Origin of the sequence: Nocardioides endophyticus (assembly GCF_039543845.1) — a bacterium.
Classification (GTDB): Bacteria; Actinomycetota; Actinomycetes; order Propionibacteriales; family Nocardioidaceae; genus Nocardioides; species Nocardioides endophyticus.
Genome location: NZ_BAABKN010000014.1, coordinates 24,754 through 48,344, shown reverse-complemented (window position 1 = coordinate 48,344; position 23,591 = coordinate 24,754). Strand labels below are relative to the sequence as shown.

At 70.6% G+C, this 23,591-nt stretch carries 25 protein-coding genes and 1 pseudogene; 18 read left to right on the top strand and 8 right to left on the bottom strand.

Annotated elements, in window-relative coordinates; translation table 11 throughout:
* Window positions 1-9: 9 nt before the first annotated feature.
* The 8 genes and pseudogenes from ABEA33_RS10405 to ABEA33_RS10375 all read left to right on the top strand — a co-directional run bounded on the left by ABEA33_RS10405 (window position 10) and on the right by ABEA33_RS10375 (window position 6,415).
* Window positions 10-1,056 (top strand): acyl-CoA dehydrogenase family protein, encoded by a 1,047-nt coding sequence (locus tag ABEA33_RS10405; RefSeq protein WP_345526699.1) that lies wholly within the window; start codon window positions 10-12, stop codon window positions 1,054-1,056.
* Window positions 1,050-2,207: an LLM class flavin-dependent oxidoreductase gene (locus ABEA33_RS10400; protein ID WP_345526698.1), complete on the top strand. Its 1,158-nt coding sequence runs from the start codon at window positions 1,050-1,052 to the stop codon at window positions 2,205-2,207. Before ABEA33_RS10405 ends, ABEA33_RS10400 begins: the two co-directional genes overlap by 7 nt.
* Window positions 2,204-2,728 (top strand): NADPH-dependent FMN reductase, encoded by a 525-nt coding sequence (locus ABEA33_RS10395; RefSeq protein WP_345526697.1) that lies wholly within the window; start codon window positions 2,204-2,206, stop codon window positions 2,726-2,728. Before ABEA33_RS10400 ends, ABEA33_RS10395 begins: the two co-directional genes overlap by 4 nt.
* Complete coding sequence (locus ABEA33_RS10390) at window positions 2,725-3,249, top strand: flavin reductase family protein (RefSeq protein ID WP_345526696.1); 525 nt, start codon at window positions 2,725-2,727, stop codon at window positions 3,247-3,249. Before ABEA33_RS10395 ends, ABEA33_RS10390 begins: the two co-directional genes overlap by 4 nt.
* A 79-nt stretch (window positions 3,250-3,328) precedes the next feature.
* The gene (gene hemG, locus ABEA33_RS10385) at window positions 3,329-4,675 is read left to right on the top strand and encodes a protoporphyrinogen oxidase (protein WP_345526695.1); all 1,347 of its coding nucleotides are present in this window, start codon (window positions 3,329-3,331) and stop codon (window positions 4,673-4,675) included.
* Window positions 4,653-4,898 (top strand): annotated as a pseudogene (locus tag ABEA33_RS27445) (LuxR C-terminal-related transcriptional regulator); the annotation flags it as partial. The gene hemG and the pseudogene ABEA33_RS27445, both read left to right, overlap by 23 nt.
* A 136-nt stretch (window positions 4,899-5,034) precedes the next feature.
* Window positions 5,035-5,742 carry a hydrogen peroxide-dependent heme synthase gene (gene hemQ, locus ABEA33_RS10380; protein ID WP_345526694.1) on the top strand — a complete coding sequence of 236 codons (708 nt, stop codon included), beginning with the start codon at window positions 5,035-5,037 and terminating at the stop codon, window positions 5,740-5,742.
* Window positions 5,743-5,791: 49 nt separating this feature from the next.
* Window positions 5,792-6,415, top strand: coding sequence for a hypothetical protein (locus tag ABEA33_RS10375; RefSeq protein ID WP_345526693.1), 624 nt, complete (start codon window positions 5,792-5,794; stop codon window positions 6,413-6,415).
* A gap of 188 nt (window positions 6,416-6,603) precedes the next feature.
* On the opposite strand, the gene msrB is transcribed toward ABEA33_RS10375, so the two are convergent.
* Window positions 6,604-7,005, bottom strand: coding sequence for a peptide-methionine (R)-S-oxide reductase MsrB (msrB, locus tag ABEA33_RS10370; RefSeq protein WP_345526692.1), 402 nt, complete (start codon window positions 7,003-7,005; stop codon window positions 6,604-6,606).
* Window positions 7,006-7,142: 137 nt separating this feature from the next.
* On the opposite strand from msrB, the gene ABEA33_RS10365 reads away from it, so the two are divergent.
* From ABEA33_RS10365 to ABEA33_RS10350, 4 genes are all read left to right on the top strand, one after another.
* Window positions 7,143-8,225, top strand: a complete 1,083-nt coding sequence (locus ABEA33_RS10365) for a DNA polymerase domain-containing protein (protein ID WP_345526691.1) — start codon at window positions 7,143-7,145, stop codon at window positions 8,223-8,225.
* A 161-nt stretch (window positions 8,226-8,386) separates the two neighbouring features.
* Window positions 8,387-8,776, top strand: coding sequence for a mycothiol transferase (locus ABEA33_RS10360; protein WP_345526690.1), 390 nt, complete (start codon window positions 8,387-8,389; stop codon window positions 8,774-8,776).
* Between the two features lie 209 nt (window positions 8,777-8,985).
* Entirely contained in the window at window positions 8,986-9,648 is a 663-nt protein-coding gene (gene tsaB, locus ABEA33_RS10355) for a tRNA (adenosine(37)-N6)-threonylcarbamoyltransferase complex dimerization subunit type 1 TsaB (protein WP_345526689.1), read from the top strand.
* Entirely contained in the window at window positions 9,645-10,115 is a 471-nt protein-coding gene (locus tag ABEA33_RS10350) for a GNAT family N-acetyltransferase (RefSeq protein ID WP_345526688.1), read from the top strand. The genes tsaB and ABEA33_RS10350 overlap by 4 nt, the downstream gene beginning before the upstream one ends.
* Here the strand turns inward: ABEA33_RS10350 and ABEA33_RS10345 are convergent.
* The gene (locus tag ABEA33_RS10345; protein ID WP_345526687.1) at window positions 10,103-11,749 is read right to left on the bottom strand and encodes an HAD family acid phosphatase; all 1,647 of its coding nucleotides are present in this window, start codon (window positions 11,747-11,749) and stop codon (window positions 10,103-10,105) included. The genes ABEA33_RS10350 and ABEA33_RS10345 overlap by 13 nt on opposite strands.
* A gap of 53 nt (window positions 11,750-11,802) precedes the next feature.
* On the bottom strand, window positions 11,803-12,264 hold the full coding sequence (locus ABEA33_RS10340) for a DUF2000 family protein (RefSeq protein WP_345526686.1): 462 nt from the start codon (window positions 12,262-12,264) through the stop codon (window positions 11,803-11,805).
* Here ABEA33_RS10340 and ABEA33_RS10335 point away from each other — a divergent pair.
* Together ABEA33_RS10335 and tsaD are read left to right on the top strand one after the other, a co-directional pair.
* Window positions 12,263-13,060, top strand: coding sequence for a helix-turn-helix transcriptional regulator (locus ABEA33_RS10335; protein ID WP_345526685.1), 798 nt, complete (start codon window positions 12,263-12,265; stop codon window positions 13,058-13,060). The two genes, ABEA33_RS10340 and ABEA33_RS10335, sit on opposite strands and share 2 nt — an antisense overlap.
* A gap of 4 nt (window positions 13,061-13,064) precedes the next feature.
* Window positions 13,065-14,108, top strand: a complete 1,044-nt coding sequence (tsaD, locus tag ABEA33_RS10330) for a tRNA (adenosine(37)-N6)-threonylcarbamoyltransferase complex transferase subunit TsaD (protein WP_345526684.1) — start codon at window positions 13,065-13,067, stop codon at window positions 14,106-14,108.
* A gap of 86 nt (window positions 14,109-14,194) precedes the next feature.
* On the opposite strand, the gene ABEA33_RS10325 is transcribed toward tsaD, so the two are convergent.
* The 4 genes from ABEA33_RS10325 to ABEA33_RS10310 form a co-directional block, all read right to left on the bottom strand.
* Entirely contained in the window at window positions 14,195-16,366 is a 2,172-nt protein-coding gene (locus ABEA33_RS10325; RefSeq protein WP_345526683.1) for an MMPL family transporter, read from the bottom strand.
* A gap of 65 nt (window positions 16,367-16,431) precedes the next feature.
* On the bottom strand, window positions 16,432-17,586 hold the full coding sequence (locus tag ABEA33_RS10320; protein ID WP_345526682.1) for a hypothetical protein: 1,155 nt from the start codon (window positions 17,584-17,586) through the stop codon (window positions 16,432-16,434).
* On the bottom strand, window positions 17,583-18,101 hold the full coding sequence (locus tag ABEA33_RS10315) for a SigE family RNA polymerase sigma factor (RefSeq protein WP_345526681.1): 519 nt from the start codon (window positions 18,099-18,101) through the stop codon (window positions 17,583-17,585). The genes ABEA33_RS10320 and ABEA33_RS10315 overlap by 4 nt, the downstream gene beginning before the upstream one ends.
* Before the next feature lie 70 nt (window positions 18,102-18,171).
* A complete protein-coding gene (locus ABEA33_RS10310; RefSeq protein WP_345526680.1) occupies window positions 18,172-18,306 on the bottom strand; it encodes a hypothetical protein in 135 nt (44 codons plus the stop codon).
* A gap of 97 nt (window positions 18,307-18,403) precedes the next feature.
* On the opposite strand from ABEA33_RS10310, the gene ABEA33_RS10305 reads away from it, so the two are divergent.
* Together ABEA33_RS10305 and ABEA33_RS10300 are read left to right on the top strand one after the other, a co-directional pair.
* Complete coding sequence (locus tag ABEA33_RS10305) at window positions 18,404-19,516, top strand: S-(hydroxymethyl)mycothiol dehydrogenase (protein ID WP_345527102.1); 1,113 nt, start codon at window positions 18,404-18,406, stop codon at window positions 19,514-19,516.
* Window positions 19,513-20,121 carry an MBL fold metallo-hydrolase gene (locus ABEA33_RS10300; protein ID WP_345526679.1) on the top strand — a complete coding sequence of 203 codons (609 nt, stop codon included), beginning with the start codon at window positions 19,513-19,515 and terminating at the stop codon, window positions 20,119-20,121. The genes ABEA33_RS10305 and ABEA33_RS10300 overlap by 4 nt, the downstream gene beginning before the upstream one ends.
* 105 nt (window positions 20,122-20,226) lie before the next feature.
* Here the strand turns inward: ABEA33_RS10300 and ABEA33_RS10295 are convergent, their stop codons facing one another.
* Window positions 20,227-21,384 (bottom strand): class I SAM-dependent methyltransferase, encoded by a 1,158-nt coding sequence (locus ABEA33_RS10295; protein ID WP_345526677.1) that lies wholly within the window; start codon window positions 21,382-21,384, stop codon window positions 20,227-20,229.
* Window positions 21,385-21,575: 191 nt separating this feature from the next.
* On the opposite strand from ABEA33_RS10295, the gene groES reads away from it, so the two are divergent.
* Together groES and groL are read left to right on the top strand one after the other, a co-directional pair.
* Window positions 21,576-21,869, top strand: coding sequence for a co-chaperone GroES (gene groES, locus ABEA33_RS10290; protein ID WP_056153156.1), 294 nt, complete (start codon window positions 21,576-21,578; stop codon window positions 21,867-21,869).
* Window positions 21,870-21,947: 78 nt separating this feature from the next.
* Window positions 21,948-23,570, top strand: a complete 1,623-nt coding sequence (gene groL, locus ABEA33_RS10285) for a chaperonin GroEL (protein WP_345526676.1) — start codon at window positions 21,948-21,950, stop codon at window positions 23,568-23,570.
* The last annotated feature ends 21 nt before the right edge of the window (window positions 23,571-23,591 follow it).

Sequence of the window (23,591 nt, the reverse complement as noted above, 5' to 3'; positions counted from 1 at the left end):
GAAGTCATGATGAGCGCAGCGACGACGTTCGACGAGCTCGACCACGCCGTACCCGTGCTCGACGCGGCGTCGGCGGTGTCGGCCGCGGCTGCCGTCTCCGCCGAGCTCGCCGTGGGTGCCGCCGAGCGGGACGCTCTCCGGATCCTGCCGGTCGAGCAGCTGGCGGTGCTGTCGGCGTCCGGTCTCCTGGGCATCACCGTCCCGTGCGAGTACGGCGGCGCCGACCTGCCCGCCGGTGCCGTCGCCGAGGTGTTCCGGCTGCTCGCGATCGGCGACCCCAACGTCGCACAGATCCCGCACAGCCACTTCGTCTACGTCAACGCGATGCGCCACCGGGGCACCCGCTCCCAGCAGGCGTTCTTCTTCGGGGAGGCGCTGGAGGGCAGGCGGTTCGGCAACGCGCAGTCCGAGGTGGGCACCAAGCACGTGCGTGACTACCGCACCACGCTGCGCCCGGCCGGCGAGGACCTGTGGCGCCTCGACGGTGACAAGGGCTACAGCACCGGCGCCCTCTTCGCGGACTGGATCCCGGTCCTCGCCCACCTCGGTGAGGACGGGCCGATGCACGTGGCGTGGGTCGACCGGCGTGCCGACGGCGTCACCGTGGTCGACGATTGGGACGGCATGGGCCAGCGGACCACCGCCAGTGGCTCCGTGCAGCTGCGCAACGTCGCCGTGCACACGTCGCGGATCACGCCGTACCACCACACCTTCGAGGGCCCGCAGACGTACGGCGCGTTCGCGCAGCTGCTGCACGCCGCGATCGATGCCGGCATCGCCCGGGCCGCGCTCGACGAGGCCGCGGCGTTCGTGACCACCAAGAGCCGCCGCTATCCGGACGCCGGGGTTCGGCACTCGCTCCGCGCTGGGCTCGCTGAACCTCGACCGCCACTGGCGCAACGCACGCACGCACACCCTGCACGACCCCGCGTTGTGGAAGGTTCAGCACCTCGGGCGGTACGCCGTCGACGGGACGCTGCCCCCCAACCACGGCCAGCTGTGATCCCGGTGATCGAGCTTGTCGAGACCCGCAAGACGAAAGGCAACCCATGTTGAAGTTCCACTGGTTCCTGCCCACCAACGGCGGCGACGGCCGTCAGGTCGTCGGCGGCGGCCACGGTGTCGAGGCCGGCCCCTCTGGTCGCCCGGCGTCCGTGCCCTACCTCGGCCAGATCGCGCGCAGCGCCGAGCAGCTGGGCTTCGAGGCTGCGCTGACTCCGACCGGTGCCTGGTGCGAAGACGCCTGGGTGTCCACGGCGATGCTGAGCCAGGTCTCCGAGCGGCTCAAGTTCCTGGTGGCGTTCCGTCCCGGCCTGACCTCGCCCCTCATCGCGGCCCAGATGGCCGGGACCTTCCAGAACCTCTCCGGCGGGCGGCTCGCGCTCAACGTCGTCACCGGCGGGGAGAGCCACGAGCAGCGGATGTTCGGCGACTTCCTCGACAAGGACGGCCGCTACGAGCGGTGCGACGAGTTCCTCACGATCGTGCGCAAGCTCTGGACCGGCGAGCCGGTGACCTTCGAGGGCGAGCACCTGCACGTCGAGGAGGCCGTGCTCAGCCAGATCCCCGACCCGCTGCCCGAGATCTACTTCGGTGGCTCGTCGCCGGCGGCCGGGAAGGTCGCGGCCAAGCACGTCGACGTCTACCTCACCTGGGGCGAGCCGCCGGCGGCCGTGGCCGAGAAGGTCGAGTGGATCCGCAAGCTCGCGGCCGACGAGGGGCGTGAGGGCCAGATCCGCTTCGGCATCCGGCTGCACACCATCGCGCGCGACACCTCCGAAGCCGCCTGGGCCGAGGCGGATCGACTGCTCGCCGGGATCTCCGACGAGGACGTCGCCCGGGTCCAGGCCGGCCTGAAGAAGAGCGAGTCCGTCGGCCAGGCCCGGATGCTCGAGCTCAACCAGGGCTGCAAGGACGGGCTCGAGATCCACCCCAACCTCTGGGCCGGCATCGGTCTGGTCCGCGGTGGCGCGGGCACCGCGATGGTCGGCAGCGACGCGGAGATCGCCGACCTGATCGAGCAGTACCAGGCGGTCGGCATCGACGAGTTCGTGCTGTCCGGCTATCCGCACCTGGAGGAGTCCTACTGGTTCGGCGAGGGCGTGCTGCCCGAGCTGGCTCGGCGCGGTCTCTGGGAGCATCCGGAGCCGCAGCAGTCGACCACGGCCGCCGTGCCGTTCGGCTCGTCGAAGGCTGCCGCGTCGTGACCCGCACGGGAGCCCTCGAGGTGGCGGTGGTGGTGGGCAACCCCAAGCCGAAGAGCCGCACGCTCGACGCAGCGACGTACGTCGCCACCGAGCTGTCCGGCCAGGCGCCGGAGCTCGTCGTCGACCTCGCCGACCTCGGCGCGGCGATCCTCGACTGGAAGGACGAGACAGTGGCCGGGCTGGTCGCCGCTGTCGGGTCCGCCGACCTCGTGGTCTTCGCGTCGCCGACGTACAAGGGGACCTACACCGGGCTGCTCAAGCTCTTCCTCGACCGGTTCGCGACCGATGGGCTGCGTGGCGTCGCCGTGCCCCTCATGCTCGGCGCCGGCCCGGGCCACGCGCTCGCGCCGGAGCTGTCGCTGCGCCCGGTGCTCACCGAGATCGGCGGCGTGGTCGCGACCAAGGGCCTCTACGTCGTGGACTCGGCGTACGACGACCCGGCGGCGTACGCCCACTGGCTCGAGATCTCGAAGCCCGCGGTCACCGCGCTGCTCGGGAGCAGGACCGGGGGCTCGGCATGACCACCCCAGCGCCTGTCGACACCGTGTTGACCACCAACCAGGACCTCGACGCGGTGCGGCTCCGCGAGGCCTTCGGCGTCTTCCCGAGCGGCGTGGTCGCCGTGGCCTCCGAGGTCGACGGGCAGCTGGTCGGGCTCGCCGCGAGCTCCTTCACCTCCGTGAGTCTCGAGCCGGCACTGGTGTCGTTCTCGGTCGCCAACACCTCGAAGACCTGGCCGACCCTGCGGCAGGCGGCGCACCTCGGCGTCACGATCCTCGCCGACCACCACGGCGCGGTCTGCCGCCAGCTGGCCGGCCCCGTCGAGCACCGCTTCGACGGGATCGCCGTCACCGCGACCGGCGACGGCGCCGTCACGCTGGACGACGGCCTCGCGATGTTCGACTGCTCGGTCTACCGCGAGGTCGAGGCCGGCGACCACACCATCGTGCTGCTCCAGCTGCACGCGATCGAGCACGCCGACACAGCACGGCCACTCGTCTTCCACCGCAGCGCGTTCGGCACTCTCGCCGACTCCGCGTGACCGCGGTGGGTTGAACCCCCGGGCCGTGGCGGCCGCACCCGTCGCCGCGGTCCGGGCTGGCCTTTGGCAGAGTGAGGGCATGGGCACAGTCGTGGTGGTCGGCGCCGGAGTCGCCGGGCTGACCGCGGCCCGCGACCTGGTCGCCGCCGGCCACGACGTGCTCGTGCTCGAGTCGTCGGCGCGCGTCGGCGGCAAGCTGCTGCGGGCCACCGTCGGCGGAGTGAGCGTCGACGTCGGCGCCGAGGCGATGCTCAACCGCCGGCCCGAAGGGATCCAGCTGGCGCGCTCGCTCGGCCTGCCGATCGTGCACCCGACCTCCGCCTCGTCGCGCATCTGGACCGGCGGCTCGCTCCGTCCGCTGCCACGCTCGCTGATGGGTGTCCCGCTCGACCTCGACCAGCTCGCCGCGTCGGGCGTGCTCTCGCCCGAGGGCCTGGAGCGGGTCCGTCGCGAGCCGGGACTCCCGCCGGAGCCGCTGGTCGACGACGTCTCCGTCGGTGCACTGGTCGACCGGCGCTTCGGCCCGGAGGTCACCGACCGGCTCGTCGAGCCGCTGCTCGGTGGGGTGTACGCCGGCAACGCCCGGCTGATCTCCGCCCGGGCCGCCGTACCCCAGCTGGTCGCGTACGCCGGCCGCGGGTCGGTGCTGGAGCAGGGGGCCGCCGTACCCGTCTCCGACGCGCCGGTCTTCGCCGGCATCCCCGGTGGCATGGGGCAGCTGCCGACGGCGCTGGCCGATGGGCTGGATGTCCGGGTCGATGCCACCGTGCGCGAGCTGGTCCGCACCGCCGCGGGCTTCTCCCTGACGATCGGGTCGACGACCTCGCCGGAGCTGGTCACCGCGGACGCCGTCGTACTGGCGACCCCGGCGGCACCGACTGCCCGGCTCCTCGGCTCGGTCGCGCCGGTGGCCGCGGTCGAGCTCGCCGGGATCGGGTACGCGTCGATGGCGGTGGTGACCTTCGCCTTCGACGCGTCGTCGGTGCCCGAGCTCGCCGCCACCGACTCCTCCGGCTTCCTGGTCCCGCCGCTCGAGCGGCACCGGATCAAGGCGGCGACCTTCTCCTTCGCCAAGTGGGGCTGGGTGCGTGAGGCGGGCGACGGGCTGCTCCTGCTGCGCACCTCGTTGGGCCGGTACGGCGAGGAGACCGCGCTCCAGACCTCCGACGAGGATCTGGTCGCCTGGTCGCTCGCCGACCTGCGCGACGCTGCGGGGGTCCGGGCCGCGCCCGTCGACACCCATGTGCAGCGCTGGGGCGGCGGGCTCCCGCAGTACGCCGTCGGCCACCTCGACCGGGTCGCCCGGATCCGCGCGGCTGTCGCCGCCGTACCCGGCCTCGCCCTCTGCGGTGCCGCCTACGACGGTGTCGGCATCCCCGCTGTGATCGCGTCGGCGCACCTGGCTGCCGCCAGGATCGTCGAGTGACGCGAATTCGCCCCAACAAGGCTCGAGTGAGGGCGATCTCGCGTCACTCGACGGGAGATCAGACCACCGGGGTCCCCTCGACAGTCGTGCGCTCGGCGTAGGCCGCGACGAGCTTGGCGACGTACAGCCCGAGCCGTTCCCCGACCTCACCGACCGGGAGCGCGACGTGTTGCGGCTGCTCGCGGTCGGCAAGTCTAACGACGCCATCGCGGGGGAGCTCTACGTCTCCAACAGACCGTGCGCAACGCCGTCTCGGGCATCTACGCCAAGCCGCACGCCGCCGGCCGGGCCGAGGCGATCATCCCGGCCCGGGAGGAGGCGGGCTACGGCCGCGAGTGAGGGCGCGTCACAATGGACGCATGAGCTCCAAGGCACAGCAGGCCCGCGACATCAACGACACCATCCGCTACACGATGTGGTCGGTGTTCCGCCTCGACATCACTCTCTCGGACGACGAGGACGCCGACCGGGCGGCCGAGGCTGCCGAGGTCGAGAAGCTCTTCGCCGAGCTCGCCGAGGCCGACGTCGTCGTCCGCGGCGTGTACGACGTCAGCGGCATCCGTGCCGACGCCGACCTGATGGTCTGGTGGCACGCCACCACGTCCGAGGAGCTGCAGGCCGCCTACAACCGCTTCCGCCGTACGGCGTTCGGCATGCGACTCTCCCCGGTGTGGTCGCAGATGGCGCTGCACCGCCCGGCGGAGTTCAACAAGAGCCACGTGCCGGCGTTCCTGAGCGACGAGGAGCCGAAGAAGCACGTCTCGGTCTACCCCTTCGTACGGTCCTACGAGTGGTACCTCCTCGAGGACTCCGAGCGCCGCCGGATGCTCGCCGACCACGGCAAGATGGCCCGTGACTACAAGGACGTCCGCGCCAACACGGTCGCCAGCTTCTCGCTCGGCGACTACGAGTGGATCCTGGCGTTCGAGGCCGACGACCTCTCCCGCATCGTGGACCTGATGCGGCACCTGCGCGGCTCCGAGGCTCGTCGGCACGTCCGTGAGGAGGTGCCGTTCTACACCGGCGCCCGGGTCGAGATCGCCGAGCTGGTCGACCGCCTGCCCTGATCTGAGGTCTGCACCGGAACCAGACCTCGGGCGAACGCGTCGTACCGGCATGAAGACCGCCCTTGCCGGTGCTGCCCTGCTCCTGACCGCCGCGCTGTTCGCCGCGTGCGGAAGCGACGGCGACGCCACCGCGACGGACCCGGCAGCACCGCGACCGAGCGCCGGTCGCCCGACCGCGGTGCCGGCCGCTCCCGGCCCGGTCCACACCGCCGGCCTCGTGACGGTCATGGACACCGGGACCCCCGAGGTGTGCCTCGGTCCGGTCGCCGAGTCGTACCCGCCACAGTGCAGTGGACCCGAGCTGCTCGGCTGGGATTGGGGTGATCACGACGGCATGTTCGAGGAGCAGGGCGACGTCCGCTGGGGACAGTTCGCCCTCACCGGGACCTGGGACGGCAAGCGCCTGACCTCGACGCAGGCCGTCCCGGCTCCGCTCTACGACGCGCTGCCGGTCGAGGGACCGGCGTACCCCGCGCCGGCTGCGCGCCTCGACGGGGCCGAGCTCGAGGTCGTCCGCGGCGAGGTCGCGGACCTGCCCGGTGCCCAGGGCGCGTACGTCGATGGTCCGCGGGTGCTCGTCGATGTCACGTACGACGACGGCACGCTGCAGGACTGGGCGGACACGACGTACGGAGAGAGCGTCGTGGTCGTCCATTCGATGTTAGTCAGTTGAGTTAGTCGCTTTTGCTGCGGAGACAAGGCCCCGCTGACTAGGGTGCTGCCCCTGACGATTGGACCCTGAAGCCGGGCCAGGTGGGCAAGCGGGTCAGCGTACGGGTGGAGGCGTCGGCGACGGCGTACCAGACCTTCGTCCGGACGTCGCTGCGGACGAAGGTGGTCCGGCGGCGCTAGCCGGGATCGTTACCTGTCGGCCGGCTCGAGGGTCAGGCTGATCGAGTTGATGCAGTAGCGGTCGCCGGTCGGGGTGCCGTAGCCGTCGGGGAAGACATGTCCGAGGTGCGAGCCGCAGTTGGCGCAGCGGACCTCGACCCGCTTCATCCCGTGGGTGTTGTCCTCGATGTACTCGATCGTGTCCGAGATCGGCTGGTAGAACGACGGCCAGCCGCACCCCGAGTGGAACTTGGTGTCGGACTCGAAGAGCTTGGCCTGGCATGCCTTGCAGCGGTAGATGCCGTTCGTCTCGGTGTCGGTGTACTCGCCGACGAACGCCCGCTCGGTGCCGGCCTGGCGGAGTACGGCGTACTCCTCCGGCGAGAGCTCCTCGCGCCACTCTTCGTCGGTCTTCGCCACGTTGTAAGCCATGCCCCCAATCTAATCGGTCGGCAAAGCCCTCCGAGAAAGGTTGACGCCGAGTGTAAACGAGTGCTGTAGATCGGGTCGTCCGCCTCTCGGCTAGCTATAGGTGCTCCTCAGGCGGACGACCCGGCTAGCGTGGGTCCATGCCGAAGACACCTGCTGCCGAGGTCGACGCGGGCGGCCGCGCTGTACGCGTCTCCAGCCCGGACCGGGTGATCTACGAGGCCACCGACAGCACGCCCGAGGTCACCAAGCTGATGGTCGCGGAGTACTTCGCGAGCGTCGACGACGGCCTGATGCGGGCGCTCCGGGATCGGCCGACCGCCCTTGAGCGCTGGACGTCCGGCGTACGCGAGGGCATGCGGCTGGCCACCGGGCCGCAGGACAAGGATGCCGACGCGTTCTACCAGAAGAGGGTGCCCAAGGGCGCTCCCGACTACCTCGAGACGGTGCAGATCACCTTCCCGTCCGGCCGGACCGCAGAGGAGATCTGCCCGACCGAGATCGCCGTCCCGGTCTGGTGCGCGCACATGGGCACCCTGGTCTTCCATCCCTGGCCGGTACGCCGCGCCGATGTCGACCACCCCGATGAGCTCCGGATCGACCTCGACCCGCAGCCGGGCACGACGTTCGCCGACGCCGTGCGCGTGGCCGGGGTCGCGCGCGAGCTGCTCGAGGAGCTCGGCATCACGGGCTACCCGAAGACCTCCGGCAACAGAGGCGTCCACATCTTCGTGCGGGTCAAGCCCGAGTGGGAGTTCACCGACCTCCGGCACGCCGCGATCGGCTTCGGACGCGAGCTCGCCCGCCGCGACGACGGCGTGACCGTCGAATGGTGGAAGGAGGAGCGCGGCGAGCGGATCTTCGTCGACTTCAACCAGAACAACCGCGACCGCACGATCGCCTCGGCGTACTCCCTGCGCCCGCTGCCCGGCGCTCCGGTCTCGACGCCGATGACCTGGGACGAGCTGGCCGGCGTCACGGACCCGCGCGACTACAACCTCTTCACGGTCCCGGACCGGGTGGCCGACGGCGACCCGTGGGCGGGCATCGACGACACGGCGCACTCGCTCGAGCCGCTGCTGAAGCTCTGGGAGGAGCTCCCCGGTGGCGAGCTGAACTTCCCGCCGGACTACCCCAAGATGCCGGGGGAGCCGCCGCGCGTGCAGCCGAGCAAGAAGGTCGAGTCGCACTGGGACGAGGACGGCAACCGGATCGAGGACTGAAACCGGCCGAGATGCGCAAGGCCCCCGCTGCCACCTTCTCGGACCGACCTGGGGGAGTCAGTCCGAGCGCGTGGCAGCTGGGGCTTTTGCGAATGAACTCATCGGACGGGTGTCGCCGGAGCTGAGGCCGGTCCAGACAGCTTTCTCACTACGCTCGAGCGGTGATCGACGGCCAACGGATGGACCGCGACGACTTCGAGCCGGACAAGCACGGCGCGGCCGGTGCGCCGCGCTGGACGGCGTACCTCGACTGGGTCCGGGCGGATCTGGCTGCGGCCGTGCTCGCGCTTCCGGCCGACGAGCAGCGCACCGGCAGCGTGCCGAGCGGATGGACGCCGATCGAGCTGCTCAGCCACGCGCTGCACATGGAGCAGCGTTGGTTCGTCTGGGGCTTCCTGGGCGAGGTGGTGGACGAGCCGTGGGGCGACTGGACCGTCGACGAGCCGTGGCACCAGGAAGAGGGCCGCTGGGCGGTTGCCGCCGACGACGTGCCGGCGGAGTACGCGCGGCACGCCGGCCAGCTCGACGTGGCTCTGGAAGTCCGGAAATAGACAGAAGACCCGTCCGCCTTCAGGGCCGAAGCCAAGCGCGCGGAGCGGGTCTTCCGGAATCGGCCGAGGCACTCCCCCCAGAGCCCGCGGATCCCCACGTCCCGCGACGGCCGTTGTTACATCCAGAACACTATGACCCCGATTCTCACAGGCGGGCAACAAGAGATCCACAGGACGGCAAGGGTTCGTCCACACGTTAGGTTCGTGGCGTGCTCCTCGCCTTCGACACCGCCTCTCCGCTGGTCTCCGTGGCTCTGTACGACGCCGACGCAGATTCCGACGGTGTGATCCGCGGGGTGGTCACCGAGCACCTCGCCGAGCGCCCGATGAAGCACGCCGAACAGCTCGCCCCGCTCATCGAGCTCGCGATGACGACAGCGGGCATCGTCCGCCAGGACCTCACGGCGATCGCGGTCGGCACCGGACCAGGCCCGTTCACGGGCCTGCGGGTCGGCCTGGTCACGGCGCGGACGCTGGCGTTCGTCCTCGACATTCCCGTGTACGGCGTCTGCTCGCTCGACGCGCTCGCGATCGAGGCTGCCGACACCGGCGCAGTCACCGAGGACTTCGTGGTCGCCACCGACGCCCGCCGCAAGGAGGTCTACCTCGCGCGGTACGACGCCGCCGGCGTGCGCGTCGACGGCCCGCTGGTCGACAAGCCGGCGGCGCTCGCGACCGACGCACCGGTGGTGGGCCAGGGTGCCGTGCTCTATCCGGAGGCGTTCCCGCGCCGGGTCGGGCCAGAGGGGCCCAGCGCCGGGTGGCTGGCGCGCTGCGTGGCCGAGGAGCGCGCCGAGCTGACCGACCCGGAGCCGCTCTACCTGCGCCGTCCCGACGCGGTGGCCGCGCACGCCGCCAAGCCGGTCTCGTGACGGTCCGGCCGGCAACCGCGGCCGACGTGCCCGCCATCGCCGACCTCGAGCTCGACAACCTCGGCGTCGACGCCTGGTCGGAGGGCCTGGTGCGCGAGGGCGTCGTCGGCAACCTGCCGACGATCAGCTACCTGGTGGCCGAGGTCGACGGAGCCGTCGTAGGGCACGCGACCGCCAGCGTGGTCGCCGACATCGCCGAGCTCCAGCGGATCGCGGTCGACCCCGGCCACCGGCGTACCGGCGTGGCCTCCGAGCTCCTCGACGCCGTCGTCGCCCTCGCCCGCGAGGGAGGAGCCGACCGGCTCCTGCTCGAGGTGCGCGAGGACAACGACGGCGCGATTGCGTTCTACGCCGCGCGCGAGTTCGTCGAGGTCGACCGGCGCCGCCGCTACTACCGCGACGGCGCCACGGCCGTAGTGCTGCGCCGCGGACTGGTCCGCGGCTGTGGTGGGGCTCAGGGCAGGTAGTACGTCGGGTTCGGCAGCTTGTAGGCGCGCTCGGCCTGACCACCCTTGAGGTCGCTGAACTGGTCGCCGAAGTTGGCCAGGATCTTCAGGCCCAGGTCGCGCTGGACGTGCTTGCGCGTCTGCGACTTGTAGGCGGCCGTCGTGCACGGAGTCGTCTTGCAGGTGATGTACGACGGCTGCTGGCTCTTGCCGGTGCCGGTCCACTTCGTGAAGTAGAGGCGGGGCTTGAACGTGCCGGCGCCGTACTGCGCGTTGAGGTTGTCGATCGTCGCCTTCCGCTGACTGTCGTTGCGGCCGGTGAGGCCTACGATCTGGCAGCCACCGCGCTTCGCCGCCCGGACCACGCGCTTCATCAGAGGCGTCGCCACGAAGCGCCTCTGCTGCACCCACTCGTTCTGGAGTGTGGGGTCGAAGCTGAAGTGCATCGCCGCGTCCTCCATGTCGTAGGTCCACAGCGTCGTGTCGTCGGCATCGAGGACGATCGCGGCCTTGCGGTGCTTGCCGTGGTGCTTCGGGCGGGTGTACGTCGCACAGGAGGTCTTGACCTGCCGCGCCCACCCGGTCGTGAGCTGGTCCATGTGGGAGATGTACGGCGAGCTCGTCTTGTCGGCGATGCCGTCGGTCGCGTCGTAGTACGTGCGGATCGTGGACTTCACCGAGTCGATGTTGGGGATGCCCTCACCACCCTGGGTGCGTCCGCTCGAGCCGGAGGGGCGCATCGAGAAGCGGGTGCGCGGCGTCATCGCGGCGTCGCTCGCCGGCGCTCCGGCGATGTTGGGGCTGGGCAGGTAGTACGTCGGGTTGGGCAGCTTGAGCGTCGCGTCGGCGTACCCGCCCTGGAGGTCGGACCACTGGTCGCCGACGTTGAGCGCGATGTCGTAGCCGAGGTCCTGCTCGATGTTCTTGCGGGTGTTGGCCTTGTACTCCACCGTCGTGCACTTCGCCGCCGCGCAGGTGACATAGGACGGCTGGTCGGCCGGGGCGACCCACTTGGTGAAGAAGTTGGCGTTGGTGAAGCCGGTGTAGCCGAGAGTGCTCAGGTTGGCCAGGGTCGCGTCCTCCTGGGCCGAGTTGCGTCCGGTCAGGCCGAAGACGGCGTATCCCTTGGCCTGCACGGCGTTGACGTACGCGACCATCGACGGCGTCGCCGGGAAGCGCTTCTCCTGCACCCACACGTCCTGGAGCGCGGGGTCGAAGTTGAACTTCATCGCCGCGTCCTCCATGTCGTAGGTCCACAGCGTGGTGTCGTCGGCGTCCAGCACGATGGCCTTCTTGGCGGCCGGGTCCACGGTCGGGAGGCCGGCCAGGGACTTCGCCGTGATCTTGGCCATCTCGCTGATGTACGGCGAGGTCGTCTTGTCGGCGATGCCGTCCTTGGCGTTGTAGTAGGCGCGGATCGTGGACTTCACCGAGTCGATGTTGGGGATCCGCTCGCCACCGACCTTGGCGCCGGTGGAGCCGTCGGCGGCCATCGTGAAGGTGGTGCGTGGCGCTAGGGCGGCCCGCGCTGATCGGTCGGATGGTCGGTCGGCTGATGCGTTGGCTTGGGCGGCCGGCACGGCGCCGCCGGCGATGAGGGCCACGGCGGTCGTGGCGACGAGCGAGCGAGCAACGATGCGTCCCGAGACGGGCATGGACTCTCCTGCTGGTGAAGTGGTCTGGACCAGGTCAACCTACGTCGATCCCGTCAGGGATGCAGCACCGCACCCTTGAGGATCTTGTCGACGGCGTTGCGAGGCGCGTGCACCGCGATCCCGACGAGGTCGAGGTCGTCGCGTCGCACGGCGGCGACGGCGGCGCGGTTGTCCTCGTCGTTGCCGGTGCGGAAGAGGTCGCTCGTGAAGACGCCGATGGTCTCGCCCCGGCGTACCGCTCGCTCGTGGGCCGTCCGCAGCATCGCCGCGTCGCCCTGGAAGACCATCACCGGCTGCCCGAGCATCGCGAGGTACGGCGTGCCGTCGGCGTCGCCGTACGCCTCACCGACGAGCTGGGGGTACGCCGCGGTCACGCCGCTGACGAGGAACGCGGTCGCATTGAGCTCTTGCCACGTCTCGAGGTCGTCGCGGAGCAGCACCGCGATCTTGGTGTCGAAGGCCATGGGTCCACGGTGCCGGTCGGCGTACGGCGTCGTCTTGTACGTTCCTGACATGCCTCCGCGGCCGACCGTCCGTGCCTGGCGCCCGCGGGTCGCCGGGGTGTCGGAGGTGCTGCACGCGCACTTCGTCGAGCACGCCTACCCGGCTCACACGCACGGCACCTGGACCCTCCTGCTCGTGGACACGGGGACGGTCCGCTACGACCTCGACCGGCACCAGCACGGTGCGCTCGGCGACCGGGTGACGCTGCTGCCGCCGCACGTCGCCCACGACGGGCGATCCGTCGAGGCGACCGGCTTTCGCAAGCGCGTGGTCTATCTCGACGAGGACGTCCTCGACGTCGCCCGGATCGGCGCTGCGGTCGACCACCCTGGCTGGGCCGACCCGGCGCTGCGGGGCTCGGTCCACGGGCTGCTCGGCGCCCTCGGCCGAGAGGGGGACGAGCTGGAGGCGGAGGTCCGACTGCAGCTCGTCGCCGACGCTCTCGGGCAGCGCTTGGCGGGCGCGACCGCCCCGGCCGGCGTACGACGGGATCCGCGGCTCGCCCACCGCCTCCGGGACCTCCTCGACGCCGACGTGGTCGAGGGCGTCTCGCTGTCCGTCGCGGCCCGGGCGCTCGGCGCGCACCCGACCCACCTGGTGCGGGCGTTCGGGGCCGAGTTCGGCATCCCGCCGCATCGCTACCTCACCGGCCGCCGGCTCGACCGGGCCCGGCAGCTGCTGCTGGCGGGGGAGCGGGCCGCCGACGTCGCGGTCGCCGTCGGGTTCCACGACCAGGCGCATCTGACCCGGCACTTCCGTCGTCTGCTGGGGGTCACTCCCACGGCGTACGCCCGGTCGGCACAATGAGCCTGTGACTGAGCCGCTGATCCTCGGGATCGAGACCTCCTGCGACGAGACCGGCGTCGGGATCGTCAGCGGCCACACCCTGCTCGCCGACGCCGTCGCGAGCAGCGTCGACGAACACGCCCGCTTCGGTGGTGTGGTGCCAGAGGTCGCCAGCCGAGCTCACCTCGAGGCGATGGTGCCGACCATCGATCGCGCCTGCGAGACCGCCGGCATCCAGCTGTCCGACGTCGATGCGATCGCGGTGACCAGCGGACCCGGCCTGGCCGGCGCCCTGATGGTCGGGGTCGCCGCGGCCAAGGCCCTCGCCATCGGGCTGGGCAAGCCGATCTATGGCGTCAACCACCTCGCTGCGCACGTCGCCGTCGACCAGCTCGAGCACGGCCCGCTGCCGGAGCCGTGCCTGGCGATGCTCGTCAGCGGCGGCCACTCGAGCCTGCTGCGCGTCGAGGACGTCACCGTGGGCGTCGACCCGATGGGGTCGACGATCGACGACGCGGCGGGCGAGGCATTCGACAAGGTCGCGCGGCTGCTGGGACTGCCGTTCCCGGGTGGCCCGCACATCGACCGCGTGGCGCGTGACGGGGACAGCGTCTACATCGACTTCCCGCGCGGGCTGACCGCCCGGCGCGACCTGGAGCGGCATCGGTTCGACTACTCGTTCTCCGGGCTCAAGACCGCAGTCGCCCGCTGGGTCGAGGCGCGCGAACGGTCGGGGGAGCCGGTGCCCGTCGCCGACGTGGCGGCGAGCTTCCAGGAGGCCGTCTGCGACGTGCTCACCCGCAAGGCGATCGACGCCGCGTCCAGCGAGGGCATCGAGGACATCCTGATCGGCGGCGGCGTCGCCGCGAACTCACGACTCCGGGCGATGGCCGAGGAGCGCGCCACCGCGGCCGGCATCCGAGTGCGGGTCCCGCGCCCCGGCCTGTGCACCGACAACGGCGCGATGGTCGCCGCGCTCGGCGCTGAGATGGTCGCCCGCGGGCGTACCCCGTCCCTCCTCGACCTCCCCGCCGACTCCTCCCAGCCGGTGACGACCGTCCTGGTGTAGCAACAAGGCTCCGTTGGGCTACCCACGGACGAAATGGCTGTTCTCAGGGTGTCCTGACGACCATTCCGTCCGTGGGTACGCCGCCGTTACTGACCGACCGGCACGTCCTCGGAGGACGGCGACTCGTCGACGAGCTCCTTGGGAGCCTTCTTGTCACCGTGGCCGGGCCACCAGGCGGCGTGCCCGATCAGCGCGGTGAGGGCGGGGGTGAAGAACATCGCCATCACGAACGCCGCGATGAAGATGCCGAAGGAGAGCGCGAAGCCCATCGACATCATCAGGCTGTTGCCGCTGAGCATCAGCGAGGCGAACGTGCCGGCCAGGATGACGCCCGCCGCGGCGATGGTCGGGCCGGCATGCTTGAGAGCCTCGGCGGCCGCGGGACGCGGCTCCTTGCCCTCGCGGGCCTCCTCGCGCAACCGGGCGATCATCAGGATGTTGTAGTCCGTGCCGAGCGCTGTCACGAAGAGGTAGATGTAGATCGGCAGCATGAAGATCAGGCCGTCGTCGCCCCCGATGTACTGGAAGACGATGACCGTCGCACCGAGCGTGGCGGCGAAGCTGAGCCCGACCGCGGCCATCAGGTAGAGCGGCGCCACCAGGCTGCGCAGCAGGAGGGCGAGGATCAGCATGATCACGAGGGCCGCGACCGGGAAGACGACCTTGTAGTCGCGCACCATCGCCGACTGCAAGTCGGCGAAGATGCCCGGCGTACCGCCGACGAACGCCTCGGCGCCGTCAGGCGCGGCGTCGTGCGCCGCGTCCCGGATCGGACCCTTGACGTCCTGCAGCGCTTGGTCGGAGACCGGGTCGCTGTCGAGCACGATGCTGACCTGAGCGGTCGTGCCGTCGTCGGACAGCGTGGCGGGATAGACCTGGGCGACCCCGTCGGCCTTGCTCAGGGCGTCACCGAACGTCTGCAGCTCGGCCTCGTCGAGCTTGCCGTCCTCGGCCTGCACGATCACCGGCACGGGCTCGCTCGCACCGGCGGCGAAGTGATCCTGGAACGTGTGCAGGGCCTCCGTCGACTCGACGTCGTCGGGCAGGCTCGAGTTGAAGTCGAACGACGGGTTGAAGCCGAACGCGAAGACCGCGAGCACCGCCAGGAGCAGGCCGGAGGCGGCGGCGAAGACGCCGGGACGACGGCCGAGGTTCTCACCGATCCTGCCGAAACGGGCAGACTTGGGCTCCTGGCGCCACTTCTTCGACGGCCAGAAGAGCCCACGGCCGAGCACCGTCACGACGGCCGGCACGAGGGTGAGCGCCGCCAGCAGGGTCACGGCGACGGCGATCGCCAGAGCGGGACCGATGGCCTTGAAGATGCCGAGCGAGCTGAGCAGCAGCGCGAGGAACGCGACGATCACGGCGCCACCCGCCGAGGCGATCGCCTCGCCGGCGCGCTCGAGAGCGTGGACGACGGCCGTCTTGGTGTCCTCACCGAGGCGCAGCCGCTCGCGGTAGCGGAAGAGGAAGAACAGGATGTAGTCGGTGCCGATGCCGTACAGGACGACGACCAGGATGGTCTGGATCGAGGAGTCCGCCTTGAGGTCGAACGCCTCGTTGGCCCAGCCGATCAGGCCGGTCGCCACGAACGAGACGATGGTGACGATGACGATCGGCATCAGGCAGATGATGACGCTGCGGAAGATGATCGCGAGCAGCAGCACGATGAGGACGACGGTCGCGATGCCGACGATGGCCAGCGCCTGCTCACTGGACTCCTGGGAGTCCAGGCCCTGCGGCACGGAGCCGGTGGTCGTCACCTTGAGGTCGGTGCCGTCGTTGAGGTCCGCGATGTCGTCACGCATCGCCTTGGCGTCGTCGAAGGCCTGGGTGTCGAAGCCGGTCGAGCCGTCGGCGAGCCCGACGACACCGAGCAGGATCTTGCCGTCCTCGGAGATGTTGGGCTTGCCGTCGGGACCGACCGTCGCGACCTGCTGGACGAAGGTGTCCTTGCCGAGCTTCGGGCCGAGGTCCTTGGAGATCTGGTCGACCGTCGCCTGGTCGTCGGCGGTCAGCGCGGCGCCGTCCTCGCGCTCGAAGATGATCAGCGCGGCCGGCGTCGTGGCGCCCGGGAACTTCTCCTCCTGGATCTTCGCTGCCTGGACCGACTCGTAGTGGTCGGGCAGGAACTCGGACTCTTCTTGCGTGGTTGTCAGGGCCGGGGCCAAGGAGACGACGGCGATCGCCAGCACCACCCATGCGGCGATGACGAACCAGGGACGACGAGAGGCCAGACGGCCGAGAGATGCGAACACAGTCCGAAACTCTAGCGACGATCGGTGTCCGGTTGCCTCCGACTTTTGGCTACATCGGGAGGTCCCTACGTGAACGGAAGGATGATCGGCGGTGACAGGTCGTCGCCGCTGGTCGTGAAGCCGTCGAGCACTGTCTCCGGGGGACCGTCGAGCCCGATCCGCTGGAGCGACGTGGAGCCGTCGTCCTCCACCACGACGACAAGCAGGTGCGTTGCGTCTTCCCAAGCGGTGCTGGCGATCCGGCTGCCGCCGAGCTCGGCGATGGTCGCGCCGCTGCGAGCGTCTCGGATGCGTACGGCGGTGGGGCCGAGTCCCTCGCCGAAGGAGGTCGCCACCAGCGCCCCGTCCGGCGAGAACTGGAAGACGTTGTGCTCGCACCCGTCCCAGACGTAGTCACCGACCCCGACGTCGTACATGCCGCCGCAGACATGGATGCCGTCTTCGTCGACGGAGTCGAAGCCCGCGATGAGCGAGCCGTTCGGTGACACGGCGGCGACCGCGGGTACGCCGGCCGGGCCGGTGGTGACGTCACCGTCCGAGGTGACCACGACGGTCCCGCCGAGATCACCGCCCCTGGCGGTGCGGACGGCGACCGTGCACACGTCGGCGCAGTCGCCGGTGATCGCCGTCGTCTGGGTCGGTCGGACGTCGCCCAGGGCGATGATGCTCGGTGCGTCGGAACCCGCCACGAGCAGGTGCAGCGTCCGGTCAGGGGCGATCCACGCGACCGAGGTCCCGTCCGGTGTGGCGGTGATCCCGCTGTAGAGCGGGAACCGGTCCACCTGCCGGCCGGCCTCGTCGACCAGGGTCGCTTCCCGTTCGCCGTCCGGTGCGGGCGAGGTGACGACGTAGCGGTCGGTCCCGAGGACGGCGAAGCCGTCGGCGGTCTGACGGAGTTCGCCCGGCAGTGGGATCCGCGGGCCGTCCGCGTAGATGATGACGCCGTCCTGCAGGGTCGGGACACCGGTGTTGGGGTCGACGGCCCGGGTCGGGCTGGGCTTCGCCGGGTCCGGATCGGAGCTGTCGCCGCCGGCTCCGCTGAGCAGTGCGACGGGCAGCGCGACCGCCGCGACGAGGGCGAGACCGCCGGCTGCGGCAGCGGCGCGGCGCCGGCGGATCTGCCGGGCGCGTCCTCGTACGTCTCCGAGCGTCAGCGGCCGGCCGTCGACGCCGTCGGCGTGCTCGTGCAGCGTGCGGCCGAGCCGCTCCTCCGTGCTCATCGCTCCTCCTCCCCGAGTCCGATGGTCTGGTCGTCGGCGACCCGCTCCCGGAGGGTCGCGAGCGCGCGGCTTGCCTGGGACTTCACGGTGCCGACCGCGATGCCGAGCACCTCGGCCGTCTCCGCCTCGGTCAGCTCCTCGTAGTAGCGGAGCACCAGCACCGCTCGCGCTTTGCGCGGCAGGGTCTGGACCGCCGCCCACAGAGCGGCGCCGGCCCCGTCGTCGTACGCCGGTGACTCCGGCGGCAGCTCCGGGACCACATCGGTCGGGTGCTCGCGGCGACGCCAGCCGCGGCGCCAGAGCGAGTTGTTCTCATTCACCATGATCCGGCGGACGTAGGCGTCGACCGACTCGCGGTCGTGCACCCGGTCCCACGCCAGGTAGAGCTTGGCCAGCGAGGTCTGCAGGAGGTCCTCGGCCTGGTGCTGGTCACCGGTGAGCAGGTACGCCGTACGCAGCAGTCGACCCTGACGGGCCTGGAGGTACGCCGTGAAGTCGGCGTCCCGATCCGTCATCGCTGCTCCCATCTCCGCCACCGTCACACGCCCTAGACGCAAGTCGGTTGCGAATGGTTGCAATTCTCGCTCAGCGACCTGGCCCGAGCACGTAGCCTGGCCCGGCGCCGCTGATCGGCACGGGGCTGGTCGCGAGCTCGAGGTGGCCGTCGAGCCGCTGGAGGGTGGGCTCCCGGGCGACGAGCCAGGACTCGAAGTCCGTCATCGCACCGCTCCTCGTACGCGTCTCCTGCACACCCCCTACACGAGGCGGGCGCGCATACGGTTGCATGGACCCAGACGAGACGATGAGAGGGATCAACATGCAGCAGGTCAAGGCCGTGGTCGCCCGTGCCAAGGGTCAGCCGGTCGAGCTCACGACCATCAACGTCCCGGACCCCGGTCCGGGCGAGGCGCTGGTGCAGGTGCAGGCCTGCGGGGTCTGCCACACCGACCTGCACTACCGCGAGGGTGGCATCAACGACGACTTCCCGTTCCTGCTCGGCCACGAGGCCGCGGGAGTGGTCGAGGCCGTGGGACCTGATGTCACCGCGATCGCGCCCGGCGACTTCGTGATCCTCAACTGGCGTGCGGTCTGCGGCGAGTGCCGGGCCTGCAAGCGCGGCGACCTGCAGTACTGCTTCAACACCCACAATGCGACCCAGAAGATGACGCTGGCTGAGGGTCCGGACGCCGGCACCGAGCTGTCGCCCGCTCTCGGCATCGGCGCGTTCGCCGAGAAGACGCTGGTCGCGGCCGGCCAGTGCACCAAGGTTGACCCTTCGGCCCGGGCCGCGGCCGTCGGCCTGCTCGGCTGCGGCGTGATGGCTGGCATCGGTGCCGCGATCAACACCGGTGCGGTCACCCGTGGCAAGTCGGTGGCGGTCATCGGCTGCGGTGGTGTCGGCGTCGCCGCGATCGCCGGTTCGGCACTGGCCGGTGCGTCGCCGATCATCGCCGTCGACATCGACGCCAAGAAGCTCGAAGCGGCGAAGAAGCTCGGCGCCACGCACACGGTCGACTCCTCGAAGGTCGACCCGATCGAGGAGATCAAGCGGATCTGTGCGCAGACGTACGCCGGCGCCGACGGCGCCGACGTGGTCATCGAGGCAGTCGGTCGACCCGAGACCTGGAAGCAGGCGTTCTACGCCCGTGACCTCGCCGGCACGGTCGTCCTGGTCGGCGTACCCACCCCGGACATGAAGGTCCCGGACCTGCCGCTCATCGACGTCTTCGGCCGTGGTGGTGCGCTCAAGTCCAGCTGGTACGGCGACTGCCTGCCCGACCGCGACTTCCCGATGCTGGTCGATCTCTACCAGCAGGGCCGGCTCGACTTGGACGCGTTCGTCACCGAGGAGATCGGCATCGGCGACATCGAGGCCGCGTTCGAGAAGATGCACGAGGGCGGCGTGCTGCGGTCGGTCGTGATCCTGTGACGGCCCGCGTCGACCACGCCGTCTCGAGCGGCACGTTCAGCCTCGACGGCGAGACCCACGAGGTCGACAACAACATCTGGGTCGTCGGGGACGACACCGAGTGCGTCGTGATCGACGCGCCGCACAGCGTGTCCGACATCCTCGCCGTCGTGGGCGATCGCAAGGTCAAGGCGATCGTCTGCACCCACGCCCACGACGACCACGTGCGGGTCGCGCCGGCGCTGCGCGAGGAGGTCGTCGCGCCGATCATGCTGCACCCCGACGACAAGGTGCTGTGGGAGCTCACCCACACCGACTACCTGTGGGACCTCGACCTCGCCGATGGAGTGACCATCGAGGTGGGCGGCACGACACTGCAGGTGCTGCACACCCCCGGCCACGCCCCGGGTGCGGTCTGCCTCTACGCGCCCGACCTCGGCTGCGTCTTCACCGGCGACACCCTCTTCCAGGGCGGGCCCGGCGCCACGGGCCGGTCGTACTCCGACAGCGACCTCATCAAGGAGTCGATCCGGGCGAAGCTCTTCGCCCTGCCCGACGACACGGTCGTCCACACCGGCCACGGTGACGACACGACGATCGGTGCCGAGAAGGCCGCTCTCGACTAGCAGCTCGGCTGACACCAGGGGGTTGTCAGCCGAAACCCGCCGACACGCCGTTGCGGCAACGGCGTGTCGGCGGGTTTCCCCGGGCAGCCGGGGAAACCCGCGGCCTCAGAACGGCGCCACGTGGAGGACCACGCCCGACCCGGCGACCCGGGTCAGCACGATCGTGGCCTCTTGCTCGCCGTGCAGGTCGAGGCGCTTACGCAGCTGCTCGGGCACGATGTCGACGCCGCGCTTCTTGATGGTCAGGCGACCGACGCCGCGCTCGCGCAGCGCCGCGCGCAGCTGCTTCTCCCGGTAGGGGAGCTCCTCGATGACGCGGTAGCCGCGGGCGAACGGCGTACGGAACGACTCGTCGGAGGTCACGTAGGCGATGTGCTCGTCGACGAGCCCGCCGTTGACCCCGGCGGCGACGGCGGTGACGAGCCCGGCGCGGATCACCGCGCCGTCGGGCTCGTAGAGGTACTCACCCACCGGGCGTACGTCGCCGCCAGGGTCGTCCTCGTCGGTGATCGTCGCCAGCCCGGACTCGCCGATCACGGTCGCCCGGCGGCCCGTGGTCGCGAGCCGCCCGGACCACAGTGCGGCCTCCTTGACCTCGCCGTGGTGGCTGACCCACTCGGCCTCTACGCCAGGGGGGACCAGCTCGTGGGGGATGCCGGGCGCGACCTTCACGCACGCGTCGCGGGTGAGGAGTCGTTCGACGAAGGGCCACGGCGGCGTCCAGTCGTCGACGTCGAAGCTGCGGCCGCGCGCGCTCCGTCGGGCGGGGTCGGCGAAGGCCACGTCGAACGGTGTCGGGTCGACCGTCGTCGCGTCCGCAACCTCGACGGCACCCGGGAGCCCGAGGGCGGCGAGGTTGGCCCGGGCGACCTCGACGCGCACCGGGTCCAGGTCGACACCGGCGCAGATGAGCCCGGCTCGGGCGCTGGCGATCAGGTCGCCGCCGATCCCGCAGCCGAGGTCGATCATGGTCTGCGCGGAGGACGCGACTAGGCGCGCGGCCCGGTGCTCGCCGACTCGCAGCCGCGTGGCTTGCTCGAGGCCCTCGGACGTGAAGTACATCCGGTCAGCCAGCTCGCCGAACTTCGCGCGCCCCTTGACCCGCAGGGTGGCCTGGGTCAGCGCGACGGCGACCTGCGCCGGCTTCGCCGTCCGCCGCAGCCGGGTCTGCGTGGCCAGGGAGTCGTCACCCGCATCGACTGCGGCGGCGAGCAGCTGTTGTCCGTCGTCGGTCAGCAGCCACCGGAAGGCGTCGAGGTCCACGGTCCGATCCTGTCAGGACGGGGGTGCTCTGGCACTCCGTTGGGGAGAGTGCTAGTTTCTGAACTGGCACTCTCCCCGCGAGTGTGCCAGCGCCTGCGTCCCGGTGCGACCCCCGCGACGGCGTACCAGAACCGCAGGCGCCAGACGTGCATCACCCACCATCGAAGTGCCAGAAAGTGGAGGTCGACATCGTGTCGGTCAACATCAAGCCTCTCGAGGACCGGATCGTTGTCAAGGCCCTCGAGGCCGAGCAGACCACGGCTTCCGGCCTGGTCATCCCGGACACCGCCAAGGAGAAGCCCCAGGAGGGCGAGGTCCTGAGCGTTGGTCCCGGTCGCATCGACGACAACGGCAACCGCGTCCCGCTCGACGTCAGCGTCGGCGACAAGGTCATCTACAGCAAGTACGGCGGCACCGAGGTCAAGTACGCCGGCGAGGAGTACCTCATCCTCTCGGCCCGCGACGTCCTCGCGATCGTTTCCTGATTTCCCGGGTCGTGAGTCCCAGCGAGCGCTGACGCGCCCGCTGGGACTCACGACCCGAACTCGTTCTAGAGGAGAGCAATGCCCAAGATCCTGGAGTTCGACGAGAACGCCCGCCGCAGCCTCGAGCGCGGCGTGGACAAGCTCGCCAACGCCGTCAAGGTGACGCTCGGCCCCAAGGGCCGCTACGTCGTCCTCGACAAGAAGTGGGGCGCGCCGACCATCACGAACGACGGTGTGACCGTCGCCCGTGAGATCGAGCTCGACGACCCCTTCGAGAACCTCGGCGCGCAGCTGTGCAAGGAGGTGGCCACCAAGACCAACGACATCGCTGGTGACGGCACCACCACCGCCACCGTGCTCGCCCAGGCGATGGTCCACGAGGGCCTCCGGGCCGTGGCCGCGGGTGCCAACCCGATGGGCCTCAAGCGGGGCATGGACGCCGCGGCCGAGGCCGTCGGCGACGCGCTCAAGGAGGCCGCCCGCGAGGTCGAGTCGGTGGAGGACATGGCGTCCGTCGCCACCATCTCCAGCCGCGACAGCGTGATCGGCGACCTGCTCTCGCAGGCCTTCGACAAGGTGGGCAAGGACGGTGTCATCACCGTCGAGGAGTCCAACTCGATGGGCACCGAGCTCGAGTTCACCGAGGGCATGCAGTTCGACAAGGGCTACATCAGCCAGTACTTCGTGTCCGACCCGGAGCGGATGGAGGCCGTCCTCGACGACCCGTACATCCTGCTGCACCAGGGCAAGATCTCGTCGGTCTCAGAGCTGCTCCCGCTGCTCGAGAAGGTCATCGCCGCCGGCAAGCCGCTCTTCATCCTGGCCGAGGACGTCGACGGCGAAGCGCTGTCGACCCTGGTGGTCAACAAGATCCGCGGCACGTTCAACGCCGTCGCGGTGAAGGCTCCGGCCTTCGGTGACCGTCGCAAGGCGATGATGCAGGACATCGCGACCCTGACCGGTGGTCAGATCGTCGCTCCTGAGGTCGGCCTCAAGCTCGACCAGGTGGGTCTCGAGGTGCTGGGCCAGGCCCGGCGCGTCGTGATCACCAAGGACGACACCACGATCGTCGACGGTGCTGGCGACAGCGCCGAGGTCGACGGTCGCGTCAACCAGATCAAGGCCGAGATCGAGTCGACCGACTCCGACTGGGACCGCGAGAAGCTCCAGGAGCGCCTCGCGAAGCTCGCCGGGGGCGTCTGCGTGATCAAGGTCGGCGCCGCCACCGAGGTGGAGCTCAAGGAGAAGAAGCACCGCATCGAGGACGCCGTCTCCGCGACGCGCGCCGCGATCGAGGAGGGCATCGTCCCCGGCGGTGGCTCCGCGCTCATCCACGCGGTGTCGGTCCTCTCCGACGACCTCGGCCTGACGGGCGACGAGGCGGCGGGCGTGCGCATCGTGCGCAAGTCGGCCGACGAGCCGCTGCGCTGGATCGCCGAGAACGGCGGCGTCAACGGCTACGTCGTGACCACCAAGGTCCGCGAGCTCGGCCTCGGCAACGGCTACAACGCCGCCACCGAGGAGTACGGCGACCTGGTCGCCCAGGGTGTCCTGGACCCGGTCAAGGTCACCCGCTCCGCGCTGGTCAACGCCACCTCGATCGCGGGCATGCTGCTCACGACCGAGACGCTGATCGTCGAGAAGCCCGAGGAAGAGGACGACGCCCCGGCCGCAGGCCACGGGCACGGCCACGGCCACTGATCAACCGCCGAGTCGGCGCTG